This is a genomic window from Chitinophaga skermanii (assembly GCF_003259335.1).
GTDB classification, from domain to species: domain Bacteria; phylum Bacteroidota; class Bacteroidia; order Chitinophagales; family Chitinophagaceae; genus Chitinophaga; species Chitinophaga skermanii.
In genome coordinates this window covers 269,312-295,047 of record NZ_QLLL01000001.1, presented here as the reverse complement: position 1 = coordinate 295,047, position 25,736 = coordinate 269,312, and the positions used below count along the sequence as shown (strand labels likewise).

General features: G+C 42.2%; 16 protein-coding genes. 2 read left to right on the top strand and 14 right to left on the bottom strand.

What is annotated here, in order from left to right; genetic code table 11:
- Positions 1-3: 3 nt before the first annotated feature.
- From LX64_RS01245 to LX64_RS26535, 11 genes are all read right to left on the bottom strand, one after another.
- Positions 4-1,422: a GDSL-type esterase/lipase family protein gene (locus tag LX64_RS01245; protein ID WP_111595784.1), complete on the bottom strand. Its 1,419-nt coding sequence runs from the start codon at positions 1,420-1,422 to the stop codon at positions 4-6.
- Positions 1,394-2,836, bottom strand: a complete 1,443-nt coding sequence (locus LX64_RS01240) for an SGNH/GDSL hydrolase family protein (RefSeq protein WP_111595783.1) — start codon at positions 2,834-2,836, stop codon at positions 1,394-1,396. The genes LX64_RS01245 and LX64_RS01240 overlap by 29 nt, the downstream gene beginning before the upstream one ends.
- Before the next feature lie 132 nt (positions 2,837-2,968).
- Positions 2,969-3,508: a glucosaminidase domain-containing protein gene (locus tag LX64_RS01235; RefSeq protein ID WP_111595782.1), complete on the bottom strand. Its 540-nt coding sequence runs from the start codon at positions 3,506-3,508 to the stop codon at positions 2,969-2,971.
- Positions 3,509-3,737: 229 nt separating this feature from the next.
- Positions 3,738-5,492 carry an aspartate--tRNA ligase gene (aspS, locus tag LX64_RS01230; RefSeq protein WP_111595781.1) on the bottom strand — a complete coding sequence of 585 codons (1,755 nt, stop codon included), beginning with the start codon at positions 5,490-5,492 and terminating at the stop codon, positions 3,738-3,740.
- Positions 5,493-5,598: 106 nt separating this feature from the next.
- Positions 5,599-6,639, bottom strand: coding sequence for an NAD(P)/FAD-dependent oxidoreductase (locus LX64_RS01225; RefSeq protein WP_111595780.1), 1,041 nt, complete (start codon positions 6,637-6,639; stop codon positions 5,599-5,601).
- Positions 6,640-6,695: 56 nt separating this feature from the next.
- Positions 6,696-12,437 (bottom strand): alpha-2-macroglobulin family protein, encoded by a 5,742-nt coding sequence (locus tag LX64_RS01220; RefSeq protein WP_111595779.1) that lies wholly within the window; start codon positions 12,435-12,437, stop codon positions 6,696-6,698.
- 213 nt (positions 12,438-12,650) lie between these two features.
- On the bottom strand, positions 12,651-13,529 hold the full coding sequence (sucD, locus tag LX64_RS01215) for a succinate--CoA ligase subunit alpha (RefSeq protein WP_111595778.1): 879 nt from the start codon (positions 13,527-13,529) through the stop codon (positions 12,651-12,653).
- 93 nt (positions 13,530-13,622) lie between these two features.
- Positions 13,623-14,444: an ABC transporter ATP-binding protein gene (locus LX64_RS01210; RefSeq protein WP_111595777.1), complete on the bottom strand. Its 822-nt coding sequence runs from the start codon at positions 14,442-14,444 to the stop codon at positions 13,623-13,625.
- A gap of 20 nt (positions 14,445-14,464) precedes the next feature.
- Entirely contained in the window at positions 14,465-15,208 is a 744-nt protein-coding gene (locus tag LX64_RS01205; protein WP_111595776.1) for an MlaE family ABC transporter permease, read from the bottom strand.
- A gap of 100 nt (positions 15,209-15,308) precedes the next feature.
- Entirely contained in the window at positions 15,309-16,340 is a 1,032-nt protein-coding gene (locus tag LX64_RS01200) for a hypothetical protein (protein WP_111595775.1), read from the bottom strand.
- Positions 16,341-16,452: 112 nt separating this feature from the next.
- A complete protein-coding gene (locus LX64_RS26535; RefSeq protein WP_111595774.1) occupies positions 16,453-18,762 on the bottom strand; it encodes an NADP-dependent malic enzyme in 2,310 nt (769 codons plus the stop codon).
- Between the two features lie 114 nt (positions 18,763-18,876).
- Here LX64_RS26535 and LX64_RS01190 point away from each other — a divergent pair, with 114 nt between their 5' ends.
- A complete protein-coding gene (locus LX64_RS01190) occupies positions 18,877-19,326 on the top strand; it encodes a DUF4293 domain-containing protein (RefSeq protein WP_111595773.1) in 450 nt (149 codons plus the stop codon).
- Between the two features lie 65 nt (positions 19,327-19,391).
- Here the strand turns inward: LX64_RS01190 and uvrA are convergent, their stop codons facing one another.
- The gene (uvrA, locus tag LX64_RS01185; RefSeq protein ID WP_111595772.1) at positions 19,392-22,214 is read right to left on the bottom strand and encodes an excinuclease ABC subunit UvrA; all 2,823 of its coding nucleotides are present in this window, start codon (positions 22,212-22,214) and stop codon (positions 19,392-19,394) included.
- 266 nt (positions 22,215-22,480) lie between these two features.
- Here uvrA and LX64_RS01180 point away from each other — a divergent pair, with 266 nt between their 5' ends.
- The gene (locus LX64_RS01180; RefSeq protein WP_111595771.1) at positions 22,481-23,062 is read left to right on the top strand and encodes an RNA polymerase sigma factor; all 582 of its coding nucleotides are present in this window, start codon (positions 22,481-22,483) and stop codon (positions 23,060-23,062) included.
- A 454-nt stretch (positions 23,063-23,516) separates the two neighbouring features.
- On the opposite strand, the gene LX64_RS01175 is transcribed toward LX64_RS01180, so the two are convergent.
- Complete coding sequence (locus LX64_RS01175; protein ID WP_158538495.1) at positions 23,517-24,437, bottom strand: DMT family transporter; 921 nt, start codon at positions 24,435-24,437, stop codon at positions 23,517-23,519.
- An 80-nt stretch (positions 24,438-24,517) separates the two neighbouring features.
- On the bottom strand, positions 24,518-25,717 hold the full coding sequence (locus LX64_RS01170) for an acetyl-CoA C-acyltransferase (protein WP_111595769.1): 1,200 nt from the start codon (positions 25,715-25,717) through the stop codon (positions 24,518-24,520).
- Positions 25,718-25,736: the final 19 nt, after the last annotated feature.

The window sequence follows — 25,736 nt, the reverse complement described above, 5'->3', positions numbered from 1 at the left end:
GGTTTAGTTTTTCTGTTGTGATAAGTAAGCTTTGCGAATGGCTTCGTATAAAAGCTGTCCTTGTAAATTATAACCGGCTACATTAAAGTGAATATGATCCGCGCCCCAACCTGTATTGAAACGTTTATCGCCCCGCATGATGTGGTAGAAATCCCACAAAGCATAGCCATTTTCGCGGCAGTACTTTACGATTTCTTGTTGCACTTTTACCACGTTGGGATTCGGAATCGAACTCACCGTTTTCACCGTTTTATATTTCTTACCAACCTTCTTACGTACGGAACTCGTTCTACGAATGCGCATCCCGTAAGGCGGTGTTGTGAATAATAATTTTGCATTCGGTGCATATTGTTTCGCCACCGACACCACGTTCTCTATCTCTGCACGCACGGCTTCTCCAGATGTAAAGCCATATGCTTCATTTGTACCTAAAGAATAAATAATCAATTGAGGTTGAAAGCAAATCAATTGCTCGATGAGCGAGTTTTTGTTGGCGTTATAATGTAAGAACTGTGCGCCGTTGATACCTACTGTATTATATAAAATCCCGTTGCGCCCACTTTTAATAGAAGCGCCGTAAAACCTAAATTGTCCCACCCCGGTATTGGCAAAGTTCAAGTTCAACCTATCCTGGCTAACAGGGTAACTGAATGTTGTTTGTTGCCATGTACCTGTAGCACCTTCGAACTCGATGGGCTTAGTAGTAGTAACTGCCCCGCTGGAAAACACGGTGGTATTCGCACCGTTTGCTCCTGCATCGTAATACACGGTAGCTTCGCGGATATTACTATTCACGTTATTGCCTTTCGGGATGTATGTTAAACTGAAGTTTTGTTGTGGAGAGCTAATGGCAATGCCACCTGGCCCAACATCAAACGACACATTACGATCTACAATGCGTGCCGATGAGAAAGAAGTACTGGAGCTCCATGTATAATCGTGTGGCCCGTTGGTACCGGCTAAGTTATAAGGGAATACAAAACCACGACCGGCATCACCGAACATTTGTTGTAGGTTTTGCGCGATTGTACCGGGGTAATTGCCTGCTTGTAAATGCGAATCTCCAATATGAAGGATAGACACGACGTTACTATCAGCCGATTGCAACGCTTTTAAGAATGGTAACAGGTAAGCAGTGTTTTCAATTGAATTATCAGCGGGATCATAGAGTTCGTCTATGCCCGGTGCTGCGTTTACAGTTTTGGTATTCGCTGCTTTGTGGTATGTTTTCTTTTTTGAAGAGGTGGTTTTCTTCTTGGTGCTTGTTTTCTTTGCCGATGATGTTGTTTTGCTTTTTGTAGTTTTTGTTTGAGCTGGGCGTGTTTGCTTTTTGGGCTTTGTGTTTGCGCTGAGATCAAAACAAGAAAAACAAATGAACAAGAACAAGCACCAACTAATGCTTCTCTGCCATTTTAAATTCATTCATGATTGCTTTATATAGAAGCCCCGCGATTTTGCTGGCACCTCTTGCGTTAAAGTGTGTGTAATCTTTATTCGCTAAAACCGTTTCACCTTCTACCCAATTCACCATCGAACCTTCACCACCCATTGCACGGAACAAGTTATAGAAAGCAAAACCATTCTCTTCTGCGATGTTGTTTTGCACATCCAATAATGCTTGTACGCCTGGTGCGGTTACGTATTCTCCATCTTTCTTGTAAGCTTTATCGGCTGTACCAATAATCAAGAAAGATGTATTCGGGAAAATATGATGTAATGAATCTATTACTTTTTTCATGGGGCGTTCGAACCAGGAGTAATCCGTTAAATCGGGTTTCCATAATACGTTCGCACCGTAATGCAATACAATCAAATCGTAAGGTCGTTCTGCTTGCAAGCTTTTCAGCATGTTGCTTTTCAACTTGCCTAACTCGATACCACTAATACCGCGGAACGAGAAGTTATCGAGCACAACACCTTCTTTTCCTTCAATCGATACGCCGTAGAATACACTACTGCGCGCATTGCCGAATTTCAAAGTGAATGGTGCATTACCACTTACGGGTAATGGCAACATATTTACCGGTTCGTTACCGGTTAATGCGACGGTTGTATTTTCTACTTGCACTTCTGCTGCCGGCTTAGGTGCAGCGTACAATAAACTTACTTCTTCGAAATTATCCAAATGGCGCCTTTTCACCGGTGCATATTTCGCCCAACTTTGAGGAGTAGGGGTGAATGTATGTCCAGATACACCAATCATGCCGTCTTTTGAATTATCGGATTTGAAATGTAGATCTGTCCAGTCTTTGGAAGCTGTTTGGGTGATAGACGTTCTGAAGGAGGCCGTGATCGACATCATGGGAACAAAGCCTACACCGCTACCGCCAAAGAAGGTTTGTAAACTATCTCTCAAATCTTGGGTGATTAAATCGCCTTCAATCATCGAATCGCCGAAATAAGCGATCCGAACTTTTTTGCGGTTACCACTTTGTAAACCATGCAATGCCGAAATGAAATGGGTTAAACCATTTGTTGGGTTGCCGGGTACGTAATATTCTATAATGCCGTTATGCACGGTATAATCTTCAGGGGTTGGGAAAGAACCGTTATCGCCGGGCTGTTGTTGATCGCCATCTGTATCGATACTATCAACGGGGGTATCTTCGGGATGATCGCCCGGGATTTGAACTTTCGTAGCAAGGGATTTTTTCGAGGGGTGATGGGCGTTATTCTTCGGGGTTTCGGCATGACGGAGTTCTGCCAATACGTCAACTTTTCTAAAAGTTAACCCGCTGAAAGAGAAGCTCGTTTGTACGAACGACAATAAGATGAGGCAGCCCAATGTGCCAGCAACTATTAAAAATGGATAGGGATGCTTATTTCCAGGACCCATAAAGCAACATCAATTACAAAACTTATAATCCTAATTTCTCTACAACTTGAAGCATAGGTGCGTTATACCCACTCTTTTAAGTAAGCATACGTTTCCCTGCCAGCAAAATGTACACGAAATTAGGATAAATAATTAATGTATGGCAACGTCGATAGGTTGATCCAGCGCTTCTAGGTTATATTTTTTGATAATGCTGGAAACCCTTTTCACCCAGGTAAGACCTGCAGATGAATAGCCGGATTTATTAAGGTGTGTTAACCATGGCAAATGCTCGTCGGTTCCTTTTAACTGTTGGAACCAAGCGCGTTTTTGCACGATTTTAACGAAATGATGAAAGGAAGCTTCGTCCGAAGCGTATTCTCTATACTTTGAACGATAGGAGATGCCTCGCTTAGCGAGTTTATTTTTGCCCACTATACCGAAGTGGTTCTTTAATAATTGTACATTCTTGCTAGTACCCATTCCTGATTCAAGCATTGCCACGCCCAATATTATACTGGCAGGAACGCCTGTCTCATCACTCAACTTCATAGAAAGCTGTTTGTATTTAGCGATGTAGGTCTTTGGTGTCACCTTCGGAGCCGCCGCTTGCGCGCCTACCGCCGAAAATGAACTGGCCACGAACAACCCGCCCACTAATAACTTCCTTCTAAAAAATTTACGTATTTGCATGAAATTACTGTTTTTCAACGCTTTACAGAGCGTTATTATGATCCAATCTGCACCTTTTCAACCACACACTAAATGAGTCACCATCACAAAATCCCACTTAGTTGTATTATATATTAGTTTAATAATTCTCGAATAATATCGGCATATTTTGGCAAACATTGTGCCAAGAACGTCCCAAAATGAAAACGGGCCCCTTTTCAAAGGCCCGTCTATATTGAACTTGGTAATTTTAAGCTGGTTTCACTAGGGAAATAAACAACTCATCTAATTGAGTTTGATCAATTTCCGCAGGAGCATCCAACATCACATCGCGACCCGAATTATTTTTCGGGAAGGCGATAAAGTCGCGGATACTTTCACTGCCACCGAGCAATGAACAAAGACGGTCGAAACCAAAGGCAATACCACCATGTGGCGGCGCGCCGTACTCGAAGGCGCCCAATAAGAAACCGAATTTGTGATGGGCCTCTTCTTGGCTCATACCCAATGCAGCAAACATTTTCTCTTGTAGGTCGCGTTGGAAAATACGGATAGAACCACCACCTATTTCAGTACCATTCAACACGATATCATACGCATTCGCTTTAATTTTGCCATATTGACTTACGTCGTCCATTAACGCGATATGTTCTGGTTTCGGAGATGTGAATGGATGGTGACGGGCGAACCAACGGTCATCATCTTCAGAATATTCGAATAATGGGAAATCAATTACCCATAATGGAGCAAATACATTTTTATCTCTCAAGCCCAAACGCTCACCCATTTCCAAACGTAATTCGCTCATGGCTTTGCGGGTACGCTCTTCGCGGCCTGCCAAAATCAAGATCAAATCACCTGGTTGTGCATTACATTGTTCGGCAAATCCTTTCAATGCAGCTTCGTCGAAGAACTTATCCACAGAAGATTTCAATGTGCCATCGGTATTGTACTTGATGTGAATCAAGCCTGTCATACCAATTTGCGGACGTTTCACCCAATCTGTCAGTTCATCTAACTGTTTACGGGTATATTCACTGCAACCTTTAGCAGCAATAGCGACAACTAATTCAGCATCATCAAATACTTTGAATCCTTTACCACGACCACTTTCAGTTAAGTCTACCAGTTTCATTTCGAAACGGATATCTGGTTTATCGTTACCGTAGTACTTCATCGCGTCATCCCATGTCATGCGTGGGAAGGCGTCTGTCATGTCGATGCCTTTGATTTCTTTGAAGATGAACTTTGTCATTGCTTCAAAGTTTTGCAAAATATCTTCTTGATCTACGAAGCTCATTTCACAATCGATCTGCGTAAACTCGGGTTGGCGATCAGCTCTTAAATCTTCATCTCTAAAGCATTTCACGATTTGATAGTAACGATCGTAACCACTCATCATCAACAACTGTTTGAAAGTTTGCGGCGATTGTGGTAAGGCGTAGAACTCGTTCGGGTTCATACGGCTAGGCACCACGAAATCGCGTGCACCTTCAGGAGTAGATTTAATGAGGAATGGTGTTTCGATATCCATGAAACCTTTACTGTCGAGGAAATTACGAGCAGCGCGGTTTACTTTATAACGAAGGATTAAATTTTCTTTTACAGCGTTACGACGAAGATCGAGGTAACGGTATTTCATACGCAACTCATCACCACCATCGGTATCATCTGCGATTGTGAATGGAGGCGTTTTCGAAGCGTTTAAAATGGTGAACTCGCTAATAGTGATTTCTACATCACCGGTAGGAATATTTTTATTTTTATTGGAACGTTCAGTAACGGTACCTTTTGCTTGAATAACGAATTCGCGACCGAGTGGATTTGCATCCAATTGGTCGTTCAAAGTTTCTCCGATCAACAATTGTGTAATGCCGTAGCGATCGCGTAGATCGACAAACGTGATACTGCCAAATTTTCTAACAGTTTGTACCCAGCCGCTTAATGTTACGGCTTGGCCAACGTGCTCCATGCGTAACTCGCCGCAGGTGTGCGTTCTATACATAGTCCAATTTTCTTTAAGATTCAATTCCAGTAAGGGTTCTACCAGGTTTTGGTTCTTACTGTCCGTTTGTGGCGGGCTTCAAAGATACGGTTTGCGTTTTTTATTTTTATACCTGGCGGGATGTAAAATATCTGTTAATATCAATTTCCGGGGAAATAGCCGTCTTTTTTCCTGTCAATAAATCTACCAAACCCAATGCTGCAAAGGGTCCAATAGAACAGCCCTTTGTTCCGAAGCCGTTACAAAATGCCAATTGTGGAAAAGTAGGGTGTAGCCCCACTAATGGTCGACGATCCGCCGTGGCTGGCCTTATAGCCGCCCAATGGTCCACCACCTCGTAAGGAACTGCCAAGATTTCATGCAAATTTTTCTCCAGCCACTCGCGCGTAGCGCTTGTTGGCAAGGCATTTTCGAATTGATTTGTAAGCGAAGCGCCAGCCCAGTAAGCATTTTCCCATAATGGAACGAGTGAAATGCGCTTCTTGATGAGCTTATCAGTATCTAATCCCGGTACACGTACTACCAAAGCTTCCCCTTTCGTGGGAATTAAAGCCCCTTCCGGCAGGTAAGGATTATTAGCAGCGCCATTACAAAAGATTACTTTTTGTGCGGATATATCATTGTACCGAACTCCTTCAGCCAATAATTCCAACTTCGCTATATTAAATAGCTCTTTCCGTAATAACTGTTTACTTTCTAAAAAAGCAGTATAGGCGGGTAATAATGCGTGTAGTAAAACTTGTGCACCTTTTATGATACCGGCACCTTGTGGTTGTATAATTTGTTGACTAAATAATTGTTCTGTTGTTGCGAGGTAGGGCGAGGTATTTAAGGCTTTTTCAAATGCATCATGCATTTGCTTGGAAGGCCATACTGTGTATATATCCCGGTGTTTAAATATCTCTATTTGTAGTGTTTCAGATAATGATTGATATATCAACTTTGCTACATCAACCATTTCATCATATCGCCAAGCAGTTTCGAAAAGTCGTCCAGAAACTGGGTTAATAATACCGGCGGCTGTATTGGAGGCGTTACGGGGATTTCCTTCATTGTACACCAATACACTACAACCACGCTGCTGTAATAGCCAGCTTGTTAATGTACCGGCAATCCCTTGGCCTACTATGATATAATCGTACGACATGGCCGCAAAGCTACAAATAAAAAAGGCGACCACTAGGAGTGATCGCCTTTCTCATACTATTTTACTTTTAGTACACCGGCTGCCGAATGCGCAGCAATGGCCGGATCGTACATACAGGTTACTTTCACAGGCCCAGCGGTGAATTCACCTCGATGGGTAACCGAAGAAGTATGTTCAATTGTATACTCACCTGGTGTTAGGTTGTTGATATAATAATTAGAACTTACGTCTTTTGTTACTTCATAATATTGCATATTCCCAAGGTAGTTGTACCCCGACAATACATTTTTAGGTTCGAAGCAAGCTGCCCTTACATCTTCCACCAACAAGTACGACAAAGATGCTGTTACTTTTATTTTTATTCTCGTTACAACTTGTTGTCCTACTTCCAATACTTCACCCGGTTGAATGGCTTTATTTTGTGCAATATTGCCACCAGGGGTGGCTATGAAATATTGTTTATCAATAGTAATAGGACCTGTACTAGTTGCTTTCAACTTCAACAAATCTTCGCTGTATTTCCAGTTAACATTTCCCCAAGAAGGCTGGCCATTAGAGCCCTTTACTTGTAACTTGATGTTTGCGTTCTTGTGGTTGAATTCCTTTGGTGTTATGCTTTCTACCAACTCGTATGCGCTTGATGTTATTACATGGTTGTTGGTGGTGATAGTGATATTGGGTTGGGCATCCATCCATTTCCCACTTGTCGACAATAACGCATAACAAGCACCAGCTGTTGCTTTGGTGGTTTCCCAATTGTTGTTGTCTTTATGGCGTAATAACCAATTCTTCAAATACAACACGTGTTGTTCGTTCTTCCCTAATTCTGCAAAAGCGCGTAGTGCTAAAGTTTGCGTTTCGATGTTACTATGATCAAAGTAATTCATGGGAACATCTTTCCAGTACATTGTTTGCAAAGAATCATCAACTTCTGCTTTGGATGTTAGGGCACGTATAATATTGTTGGCCACTTGTAGATCTCCGTTCCGTTTAAAATATAAAGCCAAGGCCAATTGGTCGTACAATGGATACTTCTGCCATGTAACGCGTAGTTCTTCTGTGTACTTTTTCTTCCACGTTTTAATGGAATCCACCATTGTATATTGTGGATATTCATCGCGTAAAAGTAAATACTGGATATTGTTATGTACAGGCAATATGGTACGATATTGATCTATAGGACGAGGTGTTTTACTATTCGCAAATTGCTGATCGAGGTATTGTATTGCACGTGCGAGTAATTCATTAAAAGACGCATCCTTTGTAAGTCTCTTCAACTGTGCTATTTGCTGCAAAATTTCGATAGTTATATACATATCGGCGCCATCGCCACCATACCAAGAAAATCCGCCTTCACGGGTTTGCCTTGCGGTTATTTTCTCGCGTATATCTACTAAGGTTGCTTTTACTTTTACTTGATCTAGCAAACCAAATAATTGTTTCTGCTTAGCTGCTTCGTCTAGTAACCAAGGCGATTGGGCGAATAAAATATGGCGTAAGGAGGATAAGGAATCGAGTACATCTTTCTTCGCTGTGGCTTTCCATGCTGCAATTGTTTTCGCTATTTGTGGATATTCTTGCAATAAAGAAAGCGCTAAGGCATTCGCCGAGTATTTACTCATTAACTGTTCTGTACAATCGTGTTGGTATTCGCGTAAATCACCCAATGCACGCACCACCGTCCATATTGGACTAGCAGTATATTCTATGTTCAGTAAGCGGTTTTGTAATGTGTTGCTGGTATCGCTGTGTTGTAGTGATTCGAATACGAAAGTTTTCTCACCATCCCCCTTCATCCCAATCGGCAATGTTTCACTGAGGGCGGTACTTCTTGGCAGTACCGGGATAATGTTTTGTTCTCCATCACTGATAGTACCTGCATCACCCATTGCGCGGTAGATGATGGCTTGCTCCATGTTTTCGCGTACTTGTAAGGTAAAATGGAGCACTTTGCTTTCGAAGGGTTGTAGTTGGATGGTTTGCACTTTGTAAAACTCTTCGAAAGGCTGGTTTGTTTTTGGGTTTATGTATTCCATGCCCGCTTTTACTGATAGGGTAGAATCGGTGTTATTGATGTAGTTCACAGATATTTTGAGATCGTCGCCGATGCGTACGAATCTTGGCGCATTGGGTTGTACCATTAACTTCTTCTGAGAGATTACATCGGCTTGTAGGAAGTTAGAGAAGGTAAGTTGCTTATTCCCTGCGAACGCTTTAAAACGCCAAGTAGTAACCGATCCTGGCAAGTCGAAATCCAATACAATTTCCCCTTTTTCATTGCTTTGTTGATGAGCGATGAAGAAGGCTGTTTCATTGAAGTTTTGGCGGATGGAGAGGATAGGTTTTTCTACAATTTGATCTAATACGCTAGCCACTGCAAAATTAGGGGGCGCCATAGCCGCCACTGCGGCAGTTAAAGATTCTCTTTTCATTCCACCAGCAAAATTCAATGCATCGCCCTCATATTGATGTATGTTTCTAAGCGTATTCAAATAACCTGCAAACTGTAGATATTTATAACGAATAAATTTCTCGCTATACGAACTGTAATGATTGTTTTTAGGGTATAAATATTGAAACTGGTTGACGGTATATGTTCTTGTTTCGTCTTTAAAGTTGGGCAATTCCCATCTATGCCTCAGCATTTCATCGATTGAAGCATCGTACATCGTAGCGGTAATCTCAGCGGGTAAAGCTTGTGCTTTTGCTTCTACTTTTATTTTCCATTGTTCATGTTGCCCTGGTAATAATTTATCTCGGAAGGTATGAAAGGAAATGGCCAAGGGAGCTTGTTTAGGTTCTACATAAATGAACACATTCCTTGAAAATACTCTTCCATCTTTAACGCCTAAAACACCCAATGTTTTACCGCCTAAATCCTTTTCCGTTATGCTATACTTCACCTCATTTACATCGCCTTTAGACCATATTGATTGTGATGTTAAATAACCGTAACTGCTTTGTTGTAAAGCCAAATAATATAATACATTCGGTGTCATAATAACACGGAACGTTATGGTATCGCCAACTTGGTATATCGGCTTAAAAGGATGTACACCCAGTTGTATCCAATTAGATGAAGGAGCTTCATTGGCGTTATAATCATACAATTTTGAATACCCTTCATATTCCAAAGGCTGCCCATATTCATCTTGTGAAGTGGCCACAAATTTATAATACCCAGGCGGCAGGCCCCTTAATGCAGTTGAATCGTTGTTATAAACCGTTAACTCTTTATACAATTTTGCCGGCCAGTTTGATTGTTGCGTACCATATTTATAATCATACCCAGGGAACTTTTGTAAAAAGGTTATACTATCCATGAAGTAAAGACTTGGTGGATTCCATGCTCTTTTATGGGTTTCAAAGTTACCAGGTGTTAGTTGATATATTTTAACTTGAATAGGGTAAGGAAGTAATTTATCACTATTAGTTTTCAGCACAAATGGTGACTTATGAACATGTTCAACACTCACTTCACTTCCATAAACGAAATACATCCTAGCAGTTTCATCTGAAATACTGATTGATTTATCCAGCTCATGCGACTCCCCATTTTGGTCCGTAACGGTTACATACAATTGGAGATATGCACTCTCGAGTAAACCTTTGCTTGTATCGATTTTAATAGCATGAATGGGGATGATGAAATTTCCTAGTGTATCTGTTACGGTATTGAATTGTACAGTATCATGTATATAATCGCTTGTATGTTTGATGCTATCAGAAAAACGCCAAGTATATTGTAATTGTGCTTGTACGGAAGCATGCGAAACGGGTGTACCTGCTAATGTAAGTGCATTGCCTGGTAATAGGGATGTATGATGTAGTTTTACTTCCTTATCATAACCAGTAAAAGCCAATTTGAAACGTGGTCGTTTATACTCTTCCACATTAAATCTTGTGGCAGTAACATTATAATATTCACTTTCGGGATCTATATCGGTTTCAATTTCAAATTCCCCTGTTCCGTAGCTTTCTTTTACGTCGAAGTAGCCACTGAAAGAGCCAAAAGTATTGGGTTTTATATACAGTTCTGCAACTTCTTCCGATCGATCATTCAACAACCTAACAGCAACGCTATCTTTCGTGACAGGTTTAAAATTATCCCAATCAGAAGCGCTTTCAGCCCCAATAAATCCTTTAAAAAAGACACGCTGGTTTGGACGGTAAATAGAACGATCTGTGTAAACAAATATTCTTTGTTGTCGCCTCTTCTCCCTACGATCACTATGTACGCTTACAAATGCATCACCTGGTTGCAATAATAATGAATCCCTACCTTTTATGAATAGGTGCGTCCAACTTCCATAAATCGAAAAGACTGGTATTACACTGCCTTCTGTCGTTGTTTTTCCTAGTTTTCTTAATAGTTTATTCTTCTTCCATGCTTCAATATTAACATTCGTAACCGGTAACCCAGTTGTTCTATCAAGTACGGCCACCTTGTTATTGCCTAAGTATACAGGAAATAAATTCGACACCTGGAAATCTACGCTTGTTGTACCTACTTTTCCTTCATAGGTAGCCGCGGAAATTGTTAACCGGTAATTCCCCACTGGCAAACCTTCTAATGGGATTTCCGTACTATAACTAGTATGTTCAACCGCTTTAGGCAATGCCTGTTCCCATTTACTTACTATGGTAGACTTTCCCTTACCAACCAATGGGAAACGTTCAATTTTACACTGTACCTTCTCAATGTTTCTAAAAGTTACCAGCGTTAATATTGGTGTATGGGGGCGTTGTACTGCTTCTATTTTAACATCTAGTTCTTTGTATTCGAGATCGTATTTCAACGCTAAAGCACGTTCACTTATCCATGAGTTGGGAGCCAATTTAATGGCTTGATTCACATAATGTAATTGTTGTAATAAGGACTGCTCGTCATGACTATCAAAATTATTGTTCAATTCTTGGGCTACTTCTAGGTAAGTTTCAGCTAATGCTGTTTGGGATTGCATAGTAGAATCGAGCAGGCTTAACTTGAACGTCAGCATATCCCTTATCCCGTTTTCAATAATATGCCTTTTGTTAGTTCTGCTTTCATACAGCATCTTGGCACGTTGGAATTCCAAATGCCGCAAAGCATCTATATTACTTGATGAGATATACCGTTTCGTTAATGTTTGAAAGAGGCGTATTTGTTGTATACGAATATCATGGGGAGCCTTAGAAGAAAAGGTTGTATTGACAAACACCGTGGACGGTGCTAAAACCATATTGGAGGGAGAAATAGCTACTGTGTCTATTCTTTCGATTGTTGCTATAGCAGCACTGTAAAGTACTAACAAGCGTTGTGCAAATAAGTCGTACAAAGAGGGTCTATAAATACTTGGGAATTGTTCAGCATCCAACTCTTTTGCATATGCTTCTATCTTGGTGTTTAATAAAACCTCGCTATCCCTTTCAAATGCACTACCTACAGCAAAAGCTGAATCGAATAGCGCTTCTTTTGTATAAAACTTTTGATTGAGCGTGTACCCACCAGTCATCCCTAATTCTAAGAAATGTACAGCTTGAGCGGCATTGAGGATGGCTTTACGAATGGAATCGTATTGATTGATGTACTTCGTGGTACGAAGTATATCTTTTGAGTAGCTTTTATTGGTACGGTAACCATTCACCAATTTATCCAGCAATACTTTGAAAGCCGCCGTGGTATCTTTCTTTTGGATAAGTTGGAGATATTGTTTTTCGAAGAAGTTGAACGAGGTATCTACTTGTTTGGGAATAGGCTTTTGTGCCTTCACATGACATGTGAATAAAAGCAATAGAAATAGTACGAGTCGCTGCATATAGGGTAATGAATTTGAAGCTGTTTAAAAATGCGCCGCCATGTTGTATTCAACCAGCGGCGCATCGATCCGAAGATCGGTATGTATAAACGGTAAAGCTTGTTAGGTTGTATAAAGGATGCAAAAATTGGGGGGATTGCATAATCTTAGGCAACAAAAAACCCATCCCGCGAAGAGATGGGCTTTTGCCTTAAATATATTGAGCAAGGAGGATTAAGCTTTAACGCCTAATACTTCTGCCATTTTTTTACCGATGTTAGCTGGGCTTTCTACTACGTGGATACCACATTCAGCCATGATCTTCATTTTAGCAGCCGCTGTATCGTCGGCACCACCGATGATAGCACCAGCGTGACCCATACGACGACCTGGAGGCGCTGTTTGACCAGCGATGAAACCTACAACTGGTTTAGTACCATGTTCTTTGATCCAATGAGCAGCTTCTGCTTCCATAGAACCACCGATTTCACCAATCATGATGATTGCTTCTGTTTCAGGATCGTTCATCAACAATTCAACCGCTTCTTTAGTAGGTGTACCAATGATTGGATCACCACCAATACCGATCGCTGTAGAGATACCCATACCAGCTTTTACCACTTGATCAGCCGCTTCGTACGTTAAAGTACCAGATTTAGATACGATACCGATTTTACCTTTTTTGAAGATGAAACCTGGCATGATACCTACTTTTGCTTCTTCAGCAGTGATAACACCTGGACAGTTAGGACCCACCAAACGTGTATTTTTACCTACGAGGAAGTTTTTAGCTTTAATCATGTCTTGTACAGGAATGCCTTCTGTGATACATACAACCAAGGCAATACCCGCTTCCGCAGCTTCCATAATTGCATCAGCAGCAAATGCCGGTGGTACAAAAATGATAGAAACATCAGCACCGGTAGCTTTTACAGCATCCGCTACAGTGTTAAATACTGGTCTGTCGAGGTGAGTGCTGCCACCTTTACCTGGTGTACAACCACCAACTACGTTCGTACCATACTCTATCATCTGAGTAGCGTGGAAAGTACCTTCTGTACCGGTAAATCCTTGTACAATTACTTTGCTATGCTTATTTACTAAAACACTCATCGCGCTTTGATTTATTGGTTTAATATTATTATATGCTCTTCTATTGGCGTGGCAAATTTAAAATATAATAGGGAATTAGCAATTACCTGGTTGTTAAGACTTAGGTTCATTGCCATCTTTTTTCATCTTATTTCGCCAATCCCGGTCCTGGAACATCTCCATTTGTCGCATTTCTTTAGCATCTCGCAAGAAATCCGAGGCAAAAATAAAATCGTTCAATTTTTCATCTTTTGCGAAGATGATTTCCTTATTACTTCCTTCCCATTGCTTTAAGCCCTGGTACATATACACAATATGATCCCCGCTTTCCATTACGGTATTCATATCGTGGGTATTGATAACAGTTGTAATATTATATTCTTTTGTTAACTCTGAAATGAGCTTATCTATTACAAGCGAAGTTTGCGGATCGAGGCCAGAGTTAGGCTCATCGCAGAAAAGATACTTGGGGTTCAGCACAATTGCGCGGGCAATTCCCACACGCTTCTTCATCCCTCCACTGATTTCAGCCGGGAATTTCTTCGCGGCATCCGAAAGGTTCACACGGTCTAAGCATTCTGCCACACGCTTCCTCTTCTCTTTATAAGACCCTACAGAAAACATATCCAATGGGAATAATACGTTTTCTTCTACTGTCATACTATCAAATAAGGCCGAGCCTTGGAATAGCATGCCAATTTCTTGGCGTATATCCTTTTTATCTTTGTCGTTCATCGCCGTGAAATCCTTGCCATTATACAAGATTTTCCCAGAATCGGGTTTCACTAAGCCCACCATACACTTCATCAGTACCGTTTTACCGCTACCGCTCGACCCGATGATAAGGTTGGTTTTACCGGCCTGCATCGTTGCCGATACATCCTGCAAAACAACTTTTTCACCAAAGCTCTTCCGTATATTAACCAGTTCAATCATCTATTGCGTTATTAAAGCGATTATAACAATATTGCCGCCAATATGTAATCGGCAAATAAAATCAAAATACAGCTGATTACCACAGCCGTTGTACTAGCACGACCAATCTCCAAGGCGCCGCCTTGCACATAATACCCGTAATACGCCGGGATGCTGGATATAATAAAGGAATAAGTGTAGCTCTTCGCTAAGGCAAAAAATACATTGTAGCCGTCGAACGACTGGCGTAAGCCTTGCATAAACTCTTCGTCGGATAAAATCCCAGATAAAGAGCCGGCCATTTTACCGCCCCAAATACCTAAGAATGCTGCTGTAATAACCAACATAGGGATGGTTACGATGGCTGCCATTATTTTAGGAAGGATTAAATATGCTTTAGTATTGATACCCATGATCTCCAAGGCATCGATCTGCTCGGAAACACGCATGTTACCCAATTCAGACGCGATCTTTGAACCAATTACACCACCCAATACGATACAGACCATCGTGGGCGCCATTTCCAAAATCATCGTATCACGTACGATTTGTGCAATCGTAGCTTTAGGAATAATCGGGCTCACCAACTGGTAAGCCGTTTGTACGGTGGTTACCGCACCTAAGAAGAGAGATATGATTAACACAATGCCTAACGAACCGATCCCGATTTCCACGCATTGATGCATAAATTCTTTCCAGTACATTTTCCCGTTCTCGGGGCGTGTAAACATGCCCTTTATCATTAACAGGAATTTACCGAAGTGGTAGAACAAATTGAACTGCATAACTGGTCAAAGATAGGAAAGAGTTACCAGTTATATGCTGGCTCCTCTTTGTAATATTATTATTTTATGGATACATTTTTTTCGTCATTTCTCAATTCCCTTACCGTAAACTCTTCACCAGTAAGCGTTTTAAGCTACGCTCTATTATTTCCCCCATGGTCTTGCATTTAGCAAAAACTGGGTCTTCATAATGCACCGCCAACTCGCTTCCCAATTGCTGAATTTTCTCGGGGAACGACACTCGGTCGGTCATAATCACATCCCGCAAATCTTTCATCCTATGCCGGTGCGCTTTTATGCGGCGGGCAATTAACGAACGCTCTTCCTGCTGGTATTGTTTCACCACCTCCGCATTCAAATGTTTCATGGCCAATTCTACGAACACCCGGTTCTCTTTAAAGAATTGTGGCATGTATAAAGTTTTCTTGCCCTCGTAAAATTGCTGGTCGAAATCAATCGCCCTTATCCTAAACTGCACATCGTCGAAGTCGGGCGTAATATCAAATATGAAGTTATACGAACGCATATCTCCCAGTAAGCGCACAAAACAACGTTCGTTGAATTTCACAAACTCCTTGGCTATCCGCTTCGGGTTAAACTCAGGGCGGTTAATATAATCCTTCGCAAACTGGTCGCCCGGCACGCCGGCAATATGCTCCTCCACGAGCGTATTACCATCGATATAGAAGTTCATCCAATAGGGCGACAAAATATGTTCCAATTCCAAGCCGTATATCCGCGAAGCATCTGCTATTTTGATATAGAAATAATCATACACTTCATTATAATTATTCACAATCTTGATCCGGAAGGGGTGCGAATTCCCAAAGGTGCAATAATCGATCCGCTCGATGTGTAGATGTTCTTCCGCAGCTTGGTCGCCCCCGGCTTTAAGAATGGAATATATCCGCTTTAGGCCGTTGTGAATGGTATCGATCATATGCTGGGGGTACATCACACTTACCCACAAGGTGTCCTTCCCGTACTTGTCGTACACGGGCACACCGAAATCATAATATTTCAGGTCTTCGTACGAGATAGGCAACTTCAATTCGCGTTCATATAACTTAAGGTAGTTCCTGAACGCGGGGTTGAGCGGGAAGAAGACTTTCTTGCGTGAAATTTCTTGCATATTCCGAATATAGGAAGAATTGTGAAAAATGACGACTGTAAAAACGTACAAACCCCGGTGATGCTAGCATTACCGGGGTTTGATACAATATTTCAAAGTACTGAAATCTTACTTATTTGCGACCTTTTTTCACAGGTGCTTCTTCTTTTTGGCAGCATTTTGTTTGTGCATCTACTACGGCAATTAATACCATGTTCACGATTTGGCGAACAGTAGAGCCTAATTGCAAGATGTGCACCGGTTTCTTCATACCTAGCAAAACAGGACCGATAGAATCGAAACCTGCTACTGTTTGTAACAAGTTATACGCTACGTTACCGGCAGCTAAGTTCGGGAAGATGAGGGTATTCGCTTCGCCATCTACTAGCTCGCTGAAAGGATAGTTGTCTTTCAACAATTCCTTATCAAAAGCTAATGTTGCTTGCATTTCACCATCCACAACTAAAGTTGGGTCCATTTGCTTCACCAACTCACGGGCTTTGCTCATGGCTTGTGCTTCAGGACTTTGGCTTGAACCAAAGTTAGAATACGAGATCATAGCAATACGTGGATTGATATTGAACTGGCGAACTTCTTTTGCTACCATCATCGTAATTTCCGCTAATTCTTCCGCAGTTGGGTTGAAGTTAACAGTGGTATCGGCCAAGAAGAGCGGGCCACGTTTCGTGTTGATAATATACATACCGGCCACGCGTTTAGCACCTGGCTCCATACCAATTACCTGCAAAGCTGGGCGAATGGTATCGGGGTATTTACGTGTTAAACCAGAGATCAAAGCATCTGCTTCACCTGTTTCCACCATCATACAACCGAAGTAGTTACGCTCGCGCATAATTTTCTTCGCTTCGTACAAGTTGAACCCTTTGCGTTTGCGTTTTTCGAAGAACAATTGGCCGAAATAGTGACGTTTGTCTTGCATTTCATCACTCTTAGGATCAATGATTTCAACGTCATCGATTTCGATGCTGTTTTCTTCCATGATCTTGCGGATACGTGCTTCGTTACCCAATAAAATTGGGTAGGCAATACCTTCATCTTTCACCACTTGTGCAGCCTTCAAGATTTTCACGTTATCTGCATCGCTAAATACTACGCGGCGTGGATCTTTACGGGCTTTTGAACCAATTACGCGGAAGAGTTGGTTATCCAAGCCTAAGCGTTTGTTCAAATCTTCTTTGTATGCTTCCCAGTCGGTGATCGGGTGCGTGGCAACGCCGCTATCCATGGCTGCTTTAGCAACAGCTGGGGCAACGGTGCTCAACAAACGTGGATCGAGCGGTTTTGGGATGATGTATTGTGAGCCGAACACAATGTTGCGTTCGTTATAAGCCAAGTTGACGATATCTGGCACAGGCGATTTAGCCAATTCTGCTAAGGCGCGAACGGCAGCGAGTTTCATCTCTTCGTTGATTTGCGTAGCACGAACGTCTAACGCCCCACGGAAGATGTAAGGGAAACCCAATACGTTATTTACCTGGTTAGGATAATCTGTTCTACCCGTAGCCATAATCACATCAGGACGGGCACCTGTAGCTGCTTCATAAGAAATTTCCGGGTCGGGGTTAGCCATTGCGAATACCACTGGGTTTTTCGCCATGCTTTTCACCATTTCCGGGGTTACCACGTTACCTACAGAAAGACCAACGAATACATCGGCACCTTTCATTGCTTCGATAAGGTTGGTAGCTTTAGATGAAGTGGCAAACAATTGCTTCATTGCATCTAAGTCGGTACGTTGTTTATTCAACACACCATCTTTATCGAATAAAATAAAGTTCTCGTATTTAGCACCGAGGGCAACATATAGCTTTACGCAAGCCATTGCAGCAGCACCGGCACCGTTTACAACGAACTTAACTTTTTCAATTTTCTTTTTCACCAATTCCAAGGCGTTCAACAAAGCTGCACCGGAAATGATCGCGGTACCGTGTTGATCGTCGTGCATGATGGGAATTCTTAATTCATTCCTCAACCTTTCTTCAATCGCAAAGCACTCGGGGCTTTTGATATCTTCCAGGTTGATACCGCCGAAGGTAGGCTCCATTGCCTTTACCACGCGCACAAATTCATCTACATCCTTCGTATTCAATTCGATATCGAATACATCGATATCAGCAAATATTTTGAATAATACACCTTTACCTTCCATTACAGGTTTACCTGCTTCCGGACCGATATCGCCAAGGCCAAGTACGGCAGTACCATTACTGATAACCGCTACGAGGTTACCTTTCGCAGTATATTTGTAAACATTTTCTACGTCTCTGTGAATTTCTTTACAAGGTTCGGCCACCCCAGGAGAGTAAGCCAGGGAGAGATCCCACTGTGTCTTTGAATCTTTCGTAGGTATTACTTCTATCTTACCGGGTCTGCCGAGCGCATGATAATCCAATGCGTCTTGCTTATTCAGTTTTCTAGCCATATAAGATTGTTATTGGGCGTGCAATATACAAACTATCGCATGAACAGCAGTGTTAAGCCGCCCAGTATTCGTAATAATTATTTACTTTTACCCCATTAAACATGCCGAAATATCATGATACAACGTATACAAAGTCTTTACCTGTTGCTGGCCGCAGCCTGCGGAACCGCCACTTGGTTCTTCAACTTATGGAAAGCTGATTTCTTAAAAGCTGGTGTTACCCAAACGGTGGCAGTAACCGCTCAATCGAACTTTCTTTCCTTTGTATTATACATGTTGATCGTAACCTTAGCTGTTGTTTGCATCTTCTTATACAAGAACCGCAAATTGCAATTTCGTTTAACGGTATTGAATGTGTTATTAGCTGTTTGCGCCATTTTCTTGCAATACTTTATTGTACAGGGTAAAATTGGCGACGAGCAACAAGCAGGTGCTGTTATGCAAACTTCTACATTCCTTCCGGCAGCTTTCTTGCCGATTGTAATCCTTATTCTCCTATTCTTAGCGGCGAAAGGTATTTATAAGGATGAAAAATTAATTAAATCGCTCGACCGTCTTCGTTAATCAACGGTTTCGCCGTCAAATATATTGAAAACGCCCTCTACTATTGATGTGGAGGGCGTTTTTATTTATTTCAAGAATTGTCCGGTATAACTCTCTTTTACTTTCGATAAGCCCGAAGGTATGCCCTCGTACAGTAAATTACCGCCGCCTTCACCGCCTTCTGGTCCCAAATCAATCAACCAATCGGCACTTTTAATCACATCCATGTTATGCTCGATCACAAGGATGGTATGCCCTTGTTCGATCAGCGCATTAAAGGATGCCAGCAACTTCTTGATATCATGGAAATGTAGACCCGTTGTGGGTTCATCGAAGATAAAGAGGATGTGGCCTTGAGCCTTTCCTTTTCCTAGGAAGGAAGCTAGTTTTACACGTTGCGCCTCACCACCAGAAAGGGTATCGGACGATTGGCCAAGTTTTACGTAACCTAATCCCACGTCGCTTAATGGCCTAATTTTGTTACACACATCTTTTTCGTCTTTAAAGAACTCCAAAGCTTCGTCTACACCCAGTTCCAATATATCGTATATGTTTTTGCCTTTATAGGTTACTTCCAATACTTCTTCTTTGAAGCGCTTGCCACCGCAAGTTTCGCAGGTTAAGTGCACATCGGCCAAGAATTGCATTTCTACAATTACTTCACCTTCCCCTTTACAGGAGTCGCAACGACCACCTTCTACGTTAAACGAGAAGTGTTTGGGTTGGAAGCCGCGCATTTTACTGAGTGGTTGTTTTGAAAACAGGTCGCGGATTTCATCGTATGCTTTGATGTAGGTAACAGGGTTGGAACGGGATGATTTACCGATTGGGTTTTGGTCGACCATCTCTACCTGTGTAATATCGTCGATATTGCCTGTGATGGCTTTATGACGGCCAACACGTTCTGTGAACTCTCCTTTTATTTTCATCAACGCTGGGTAAAGGATTTGCTTTACCAGCGTGGTTTTACCCGATCCGCTCACACCGCTTACCACGGTGAAAATGCCTAATGGGAATTCAACATCAATATTTTTTAAGTTATGCTGCCTAGCACCTTCTACTTTAATCGACTTCTTCCATTTGCGCGTAACCTTTGGCGGGTCGATACGCATGGTGCCGTTCAAATAGTTACCGGTAAGGCTTTTCGGATCTTTTAAGATTTCCGGGTATGTTCCCTCGAAAATCACTTCACCACCAAGATGGCTGGCTAGTGGGCCCATATCGATAATGTAATCGGCTTCCTCCATCATTAGTTCATCGTGCTCTACGACTACCACGGTATTACCGAGGTTGCGTAGTTCTTTCAACACACCAATGAGTCGATGGGTATCCCGGGCATGCAAGCCTATACTGGGTTCGTCGAGAATATACAACGAGTTGGTAAGGTTACTGCCAAGGGTACGGGTAAGCTGTATACGTTGACTTTCACCGCCCGATAAAGTATTGGCTACGCGGTTGAGGGTTAAATACCCCAAACCTACGTCGAGCAAAGTTTTGATGCGGTGATTGACTTCTATTAAAATACGTTTAGCTACTTGTTGTTGGTATTCGTTCAACTCCATGCCATCGAACCAAACTTTCAGTTTTTCGATGGGCATATCCACTAATTCTGCTATATTCTTACCACCTACTTTTACGTACAAAGCTTCGGGTCGTAAACGGCCACCGTGGCAGGTTGGGCAGGTAGTTCTTCCTCTATATCTCGACAACATTACGCGGTAGTGCACTTTGTACAAGTTTTGTTCTACCATTTTGAAGAAGTCGTTCAAGCCTTCAGCATACTCGTTTCCTTTCCAGAGAATGCTGTATTGCTCGTCGGTTAAATCGCCAACGGGCTTGTGTATTGGGAAATTGAATTTCTTTGCTGCGCGGATGAAAGCCTCTTTCCATTCGCTCATTTTTTCGCCGCGCCAAGGTGCAATGGCATTCTCGAATAAGCTGAGGCGCTTATCGGGAATTACCAAGTCCTCGTCGATCCCTAATACTTGACCGAAACCTTCGCAGGTAGGGCAGGCACCGAAGGGATTGTTGAAGGAGAATAAGTTGGGAACGGGTTCTTCGAAAAGCATGCCATCGAGTTCGAACTTATTGGAGAAGCGTTTTTCTTCTTTGCTGTCGATCTCAAGGATACATTCACCTTCACTTTCGTAGAAAGCGGTTTGAATAGAATCGGCGATACGATGGATATCATCTTCTTCGAAATCTTTAGTAACGATACGATCTACGAGCACGAAGGTGGCTTTCGGCAATTTGGGTTTCTTTTCTTCTACCAAATCTTCGATCCGCAACATTTTACCAACACCCTCGTCATCCTTTGCAAATAAACGGCTGAAACCCTTTTGTAGTAAAATATTCAGCTCTTCTTTTGCATCGCGTTTAGCGTGTTGACGGAAGGGTACAATAATTTGCACCTTGCTGCCGTGTGGCATTTTTTGGATATAATCTACCACGTCGGCCACTTCATCCTTTTTCACTTCCTTACCGGAAACGGGGGAATAGGTGCGGCCTGCACGGGCAAATAGTAGGCGTAAATAATCGTAGATTTCTGTCATCGACCCTACAGTTGAGCGAGGAGTACGGGTGATCACTTTTTGCTCGATGGCGATGGCCGGGCAAATACCTTTGATGTAATCAACGTCGGGTTTGTTCATTCTCATCAAAAACTGGCGGGCGTAAGCGCTTAAACTTTCGGCATAGCGGCGTTGACCTTCGGCGTATAACGTATCCATTGTCAACGACGATTTTCCCGAACCTGAAACACCTGTAACCACTACCAATTTCTCGCGGGGGATACTTACATTCACATTCTTCAAATTGTGTACCCGCGCGCCTTTTATATAAATCTGATCCTGTGTGCTCACTTCATTCACAGCATCCTTTTTTTTCGCAGTTGTATCTTTTGTGCGCATAATACAAATGTACTGAAAAATGCTTGCTAAAAATTTTAGGAAGTGCAAAAATGGGGAAGGAAAATGTTAAATCATGATTTAGAAAAATACCCTATAAAATATATGAGTCCCCGTTGTTTTATTGAACTATTCTATTATATTTGCAATAACCAGTATTAAATAATTCTATCACCCTAATTTACACGCTATCGCATAAACTCTACTCTATTAAATAATCTGCTATCTGATTATTGATTTATTTACTCACCTGTATTGGTAGAAAGTTTATGCAAGTAATTAACAAACTTAACGACGAAGAATTAATTTCCCTCTTCAAGATGGGCCATGCATCTGCATTAGAAGAGTTGGTATTCCGCCATAAGGATAAATTATTTACTTCAATTGTACTATTAGTAAAGGATACTTTTCTTGCTGAAGATATTTTTCAAGACACCTTTATTAAAGTAATAGACACGATCCGTGCCGACAGGTATACGGAGAAAGGTCGCTTCCTTCCTTGGGCAATGCGCATTGCTCATAACTTATGCGTGGATCATTTCAGAAAGATAAAGCGAACACCTATTGTTAAAACTAGCGACGATAAAGACATCTTTAACGTACTGAATTTCAGCGAGAAGAGCGCCGAGGACCAGATGATCCAACGCCAGAGCTATGATAGTGTTCGTAAAATGCTCGACTTATTACCGGAAGAGCAACGCGAGGTAATCATCTTGCGCCATTATGCAGATTTAAGCTTTAAAGAGATTGCCGATCTTACGAAAGTAAGTATTAATACAGCCTTGGGTCGTATGCGCTATGGTTTAATCAACCTGCGTAAAATGATGACCGAGAAACATATTTGTTTGTAATACCCATTTTGCTTGCCATCAACGGGCGGCCGGGCTAATTTTGAACGACCGCTCGTTTATTTGTTTTGCACTCCTACCTAACAAGTGTCCCTTTTACACCCAAGCATAATATCCCACTTATTCATCTACACATCTTCCCAATAGGAATTCTTTATCCCTTTTAGGGAATCCCAAGCTGAGTACCTACCCTTCATATAGGAACTACCGATGAACTCATAGTAAATGATAAGGCACTTATATATCTAATACTATAGATTACCAATGTGTTTACATGGATTTACATGGAAGTTACATGGGGATTACATGGAAACTACTAAGAATTTACATGGAAAGCACATGGAACCTACTTGCTAGGTACTTTACAATTACTTAGAACAATATGGGATGGATATATCTCTATATAGGCAAGAAACGATGAGCAATAATAAAACACCTTTATTTCCGAAGCATTAGACTAGGCTTTCCCCTTTTTACCGATTAACACCACGCCTGCCAACACTAGGATAGTACCGAATACCTGTGGTACATTCACTTCTTCTCCCAAGAAAAAATACGCCATAGCGATAGTGGCTACTGGGCCTACACTTGTAATAATAGCTGTATTACCTGCTCCAATCATTCGAATACCTTCCGACATTAAGAAAGTGGGGATTACTGTTGATATAATGGCCATCATGGCACATAACCAATAAACGTGTGTAGTGGCTTGGGGAAAATGTATGCCATGTTTTAGCATATAGTGTGCAAATACGCCTATTGAACTGAAAGTCAATGCATAAGCAGTAAACTTCATGGAACCAACTTGGGGTATTACCTCGCCGCCTCCTACAATGTAAAATGCATATGTTATAGCGCAGCCCAATACAAGTAACGAGCCTATAATGAGTTCGCGGCTAATGGCTTGTGTTTGAATATCACCATAAAAGGCAATCAGCATACCGATATATGCGAGACCTAACGCGCTCCATTGCAGCTTTGTGATTTTCTTCTTGAAGAAAACGGCTGCCATGAGTAAGGAAAAAGTAGGGTAGAGGAAGAGAATTAACCGTTCCAAGCCGGCAGAAATGTATTGTAAACCCATGAAATCCAGGATACTACTTAAGTAATAACCCATAAATCCCAACACCAATATATAACCCCATTGCTTGGCAGTAAGTCGCTGGTTACCCGGCCTGCTATATAGCCATATAGCCGTTACGAGGTAAAAAGGGATTGAAAAGATCATGCGCAAAGCGAGTACAGATATGGCATCAATTGGTTCGTGGCGATAAGCAAGCTTAGCAAAAATGGCTTTGGCGGAGAAACAAATAGCACCAAAAAGTGCCATGCTAAAGCCTAAAATGAAACGAGATCTTGGAATGGAGCTGTCGGACATAGGTTCAATTCTTCCCATAAAAGTACAGCAGGCATCGTTGGAATGGATGCCTGCTGCAAAATTTTTCTTGTTTTGGTGAATTAGAGTTTCTCGTAAATGATGGCGGCACCTTGTCCAACCCCTACACACATGGTGGCTAAGCCGTATTTCATGTTTTCCCTTCTTTGCATTTCGTGCAGTAAGGTAGTGGTAATTCTTGCACCACTACAACCTAAAGGATGACCGATAGCAATGGAACCTCCATTAGGGTTGATGATGCTGGGGTCTAATTTCAAGTCGCGCAAACATGCTAAGGCTTGTGCAGCAAAGGCTTCGTTTAATTCAATCAAACTCAAATCCTTCGGTGTAATACCTGCTCTTTGCATCGCTTTTTGTGTAGCTGGTACAGGTCCTACTCCCATAATAGAAGGGTCAACACCTGCCACTGCCATACTAACAATACGCGCCATGGGTGTTAGGTTGAAGCGTTTTAATGCAGCTTCGGAAACGATTAATACTGCGGATGCACCGTCGTTTATACCCGATGAGTTGCCTGCCGTTACGCTACCATCTTTGGCGAAAGCGGGTTTTAAACCGGCGAGTTTCTCTAAAGTGGTTTCGCGGGGGTGTTCGTCGACCGAGAAAATAACTTGCTCTTCTTTATTAGGGGTGATGGCTACCGGGGCAATTTCCGCGGTCCATTTACCTGCCAATAAGGCTTGCTTGTATTTTACTTGGCTTTCGAAGGCGAAGCGATCTTGATCCTCGCGGCTGATGTTCCATTGGCGGGCTACGTTTTCGGCAGTTTCACCCATAGAATACGGGTAGTACATATCTGCCAATTTCTTATTCGTAAAGCGCCAACCGATGGTAGAATCGTAGATTTCCGTTTTACGGGAGAAAGCTCCGTCGCTTTTAGGCATTACAAAAGGCGCTCTTGTCATGCTTTCTACGCCCCCAGCAATGTACACATCGCCTTCGTTGCACATTACAGCACGGGCGGCGTCCATAATAGCCTGTAGGCCTGAGGCACAGAGCCTATTAACCGTATTACCGGCTACAGTTACGGGTAAACCAGCGAGTAAAGCGGCCATACGAGCCACATCGCGGTTATCTTCCCCGGCCTGGTTGGTAGCACCTGCAATAATGTCTTCGATGGCGTGGACATCAATGCTTGGATTTCGGTCGAGTAGCGCTTTTACGACAACGGTAAGAAGATCGTCGGGGCGAACGCTGCTTAAAGCCCCACCATAGCGCCCTATGGGCGTTCTCACGGCGTCAACAATGTAAGCTGTTTGCATAAGGATATCGAAAATAGGG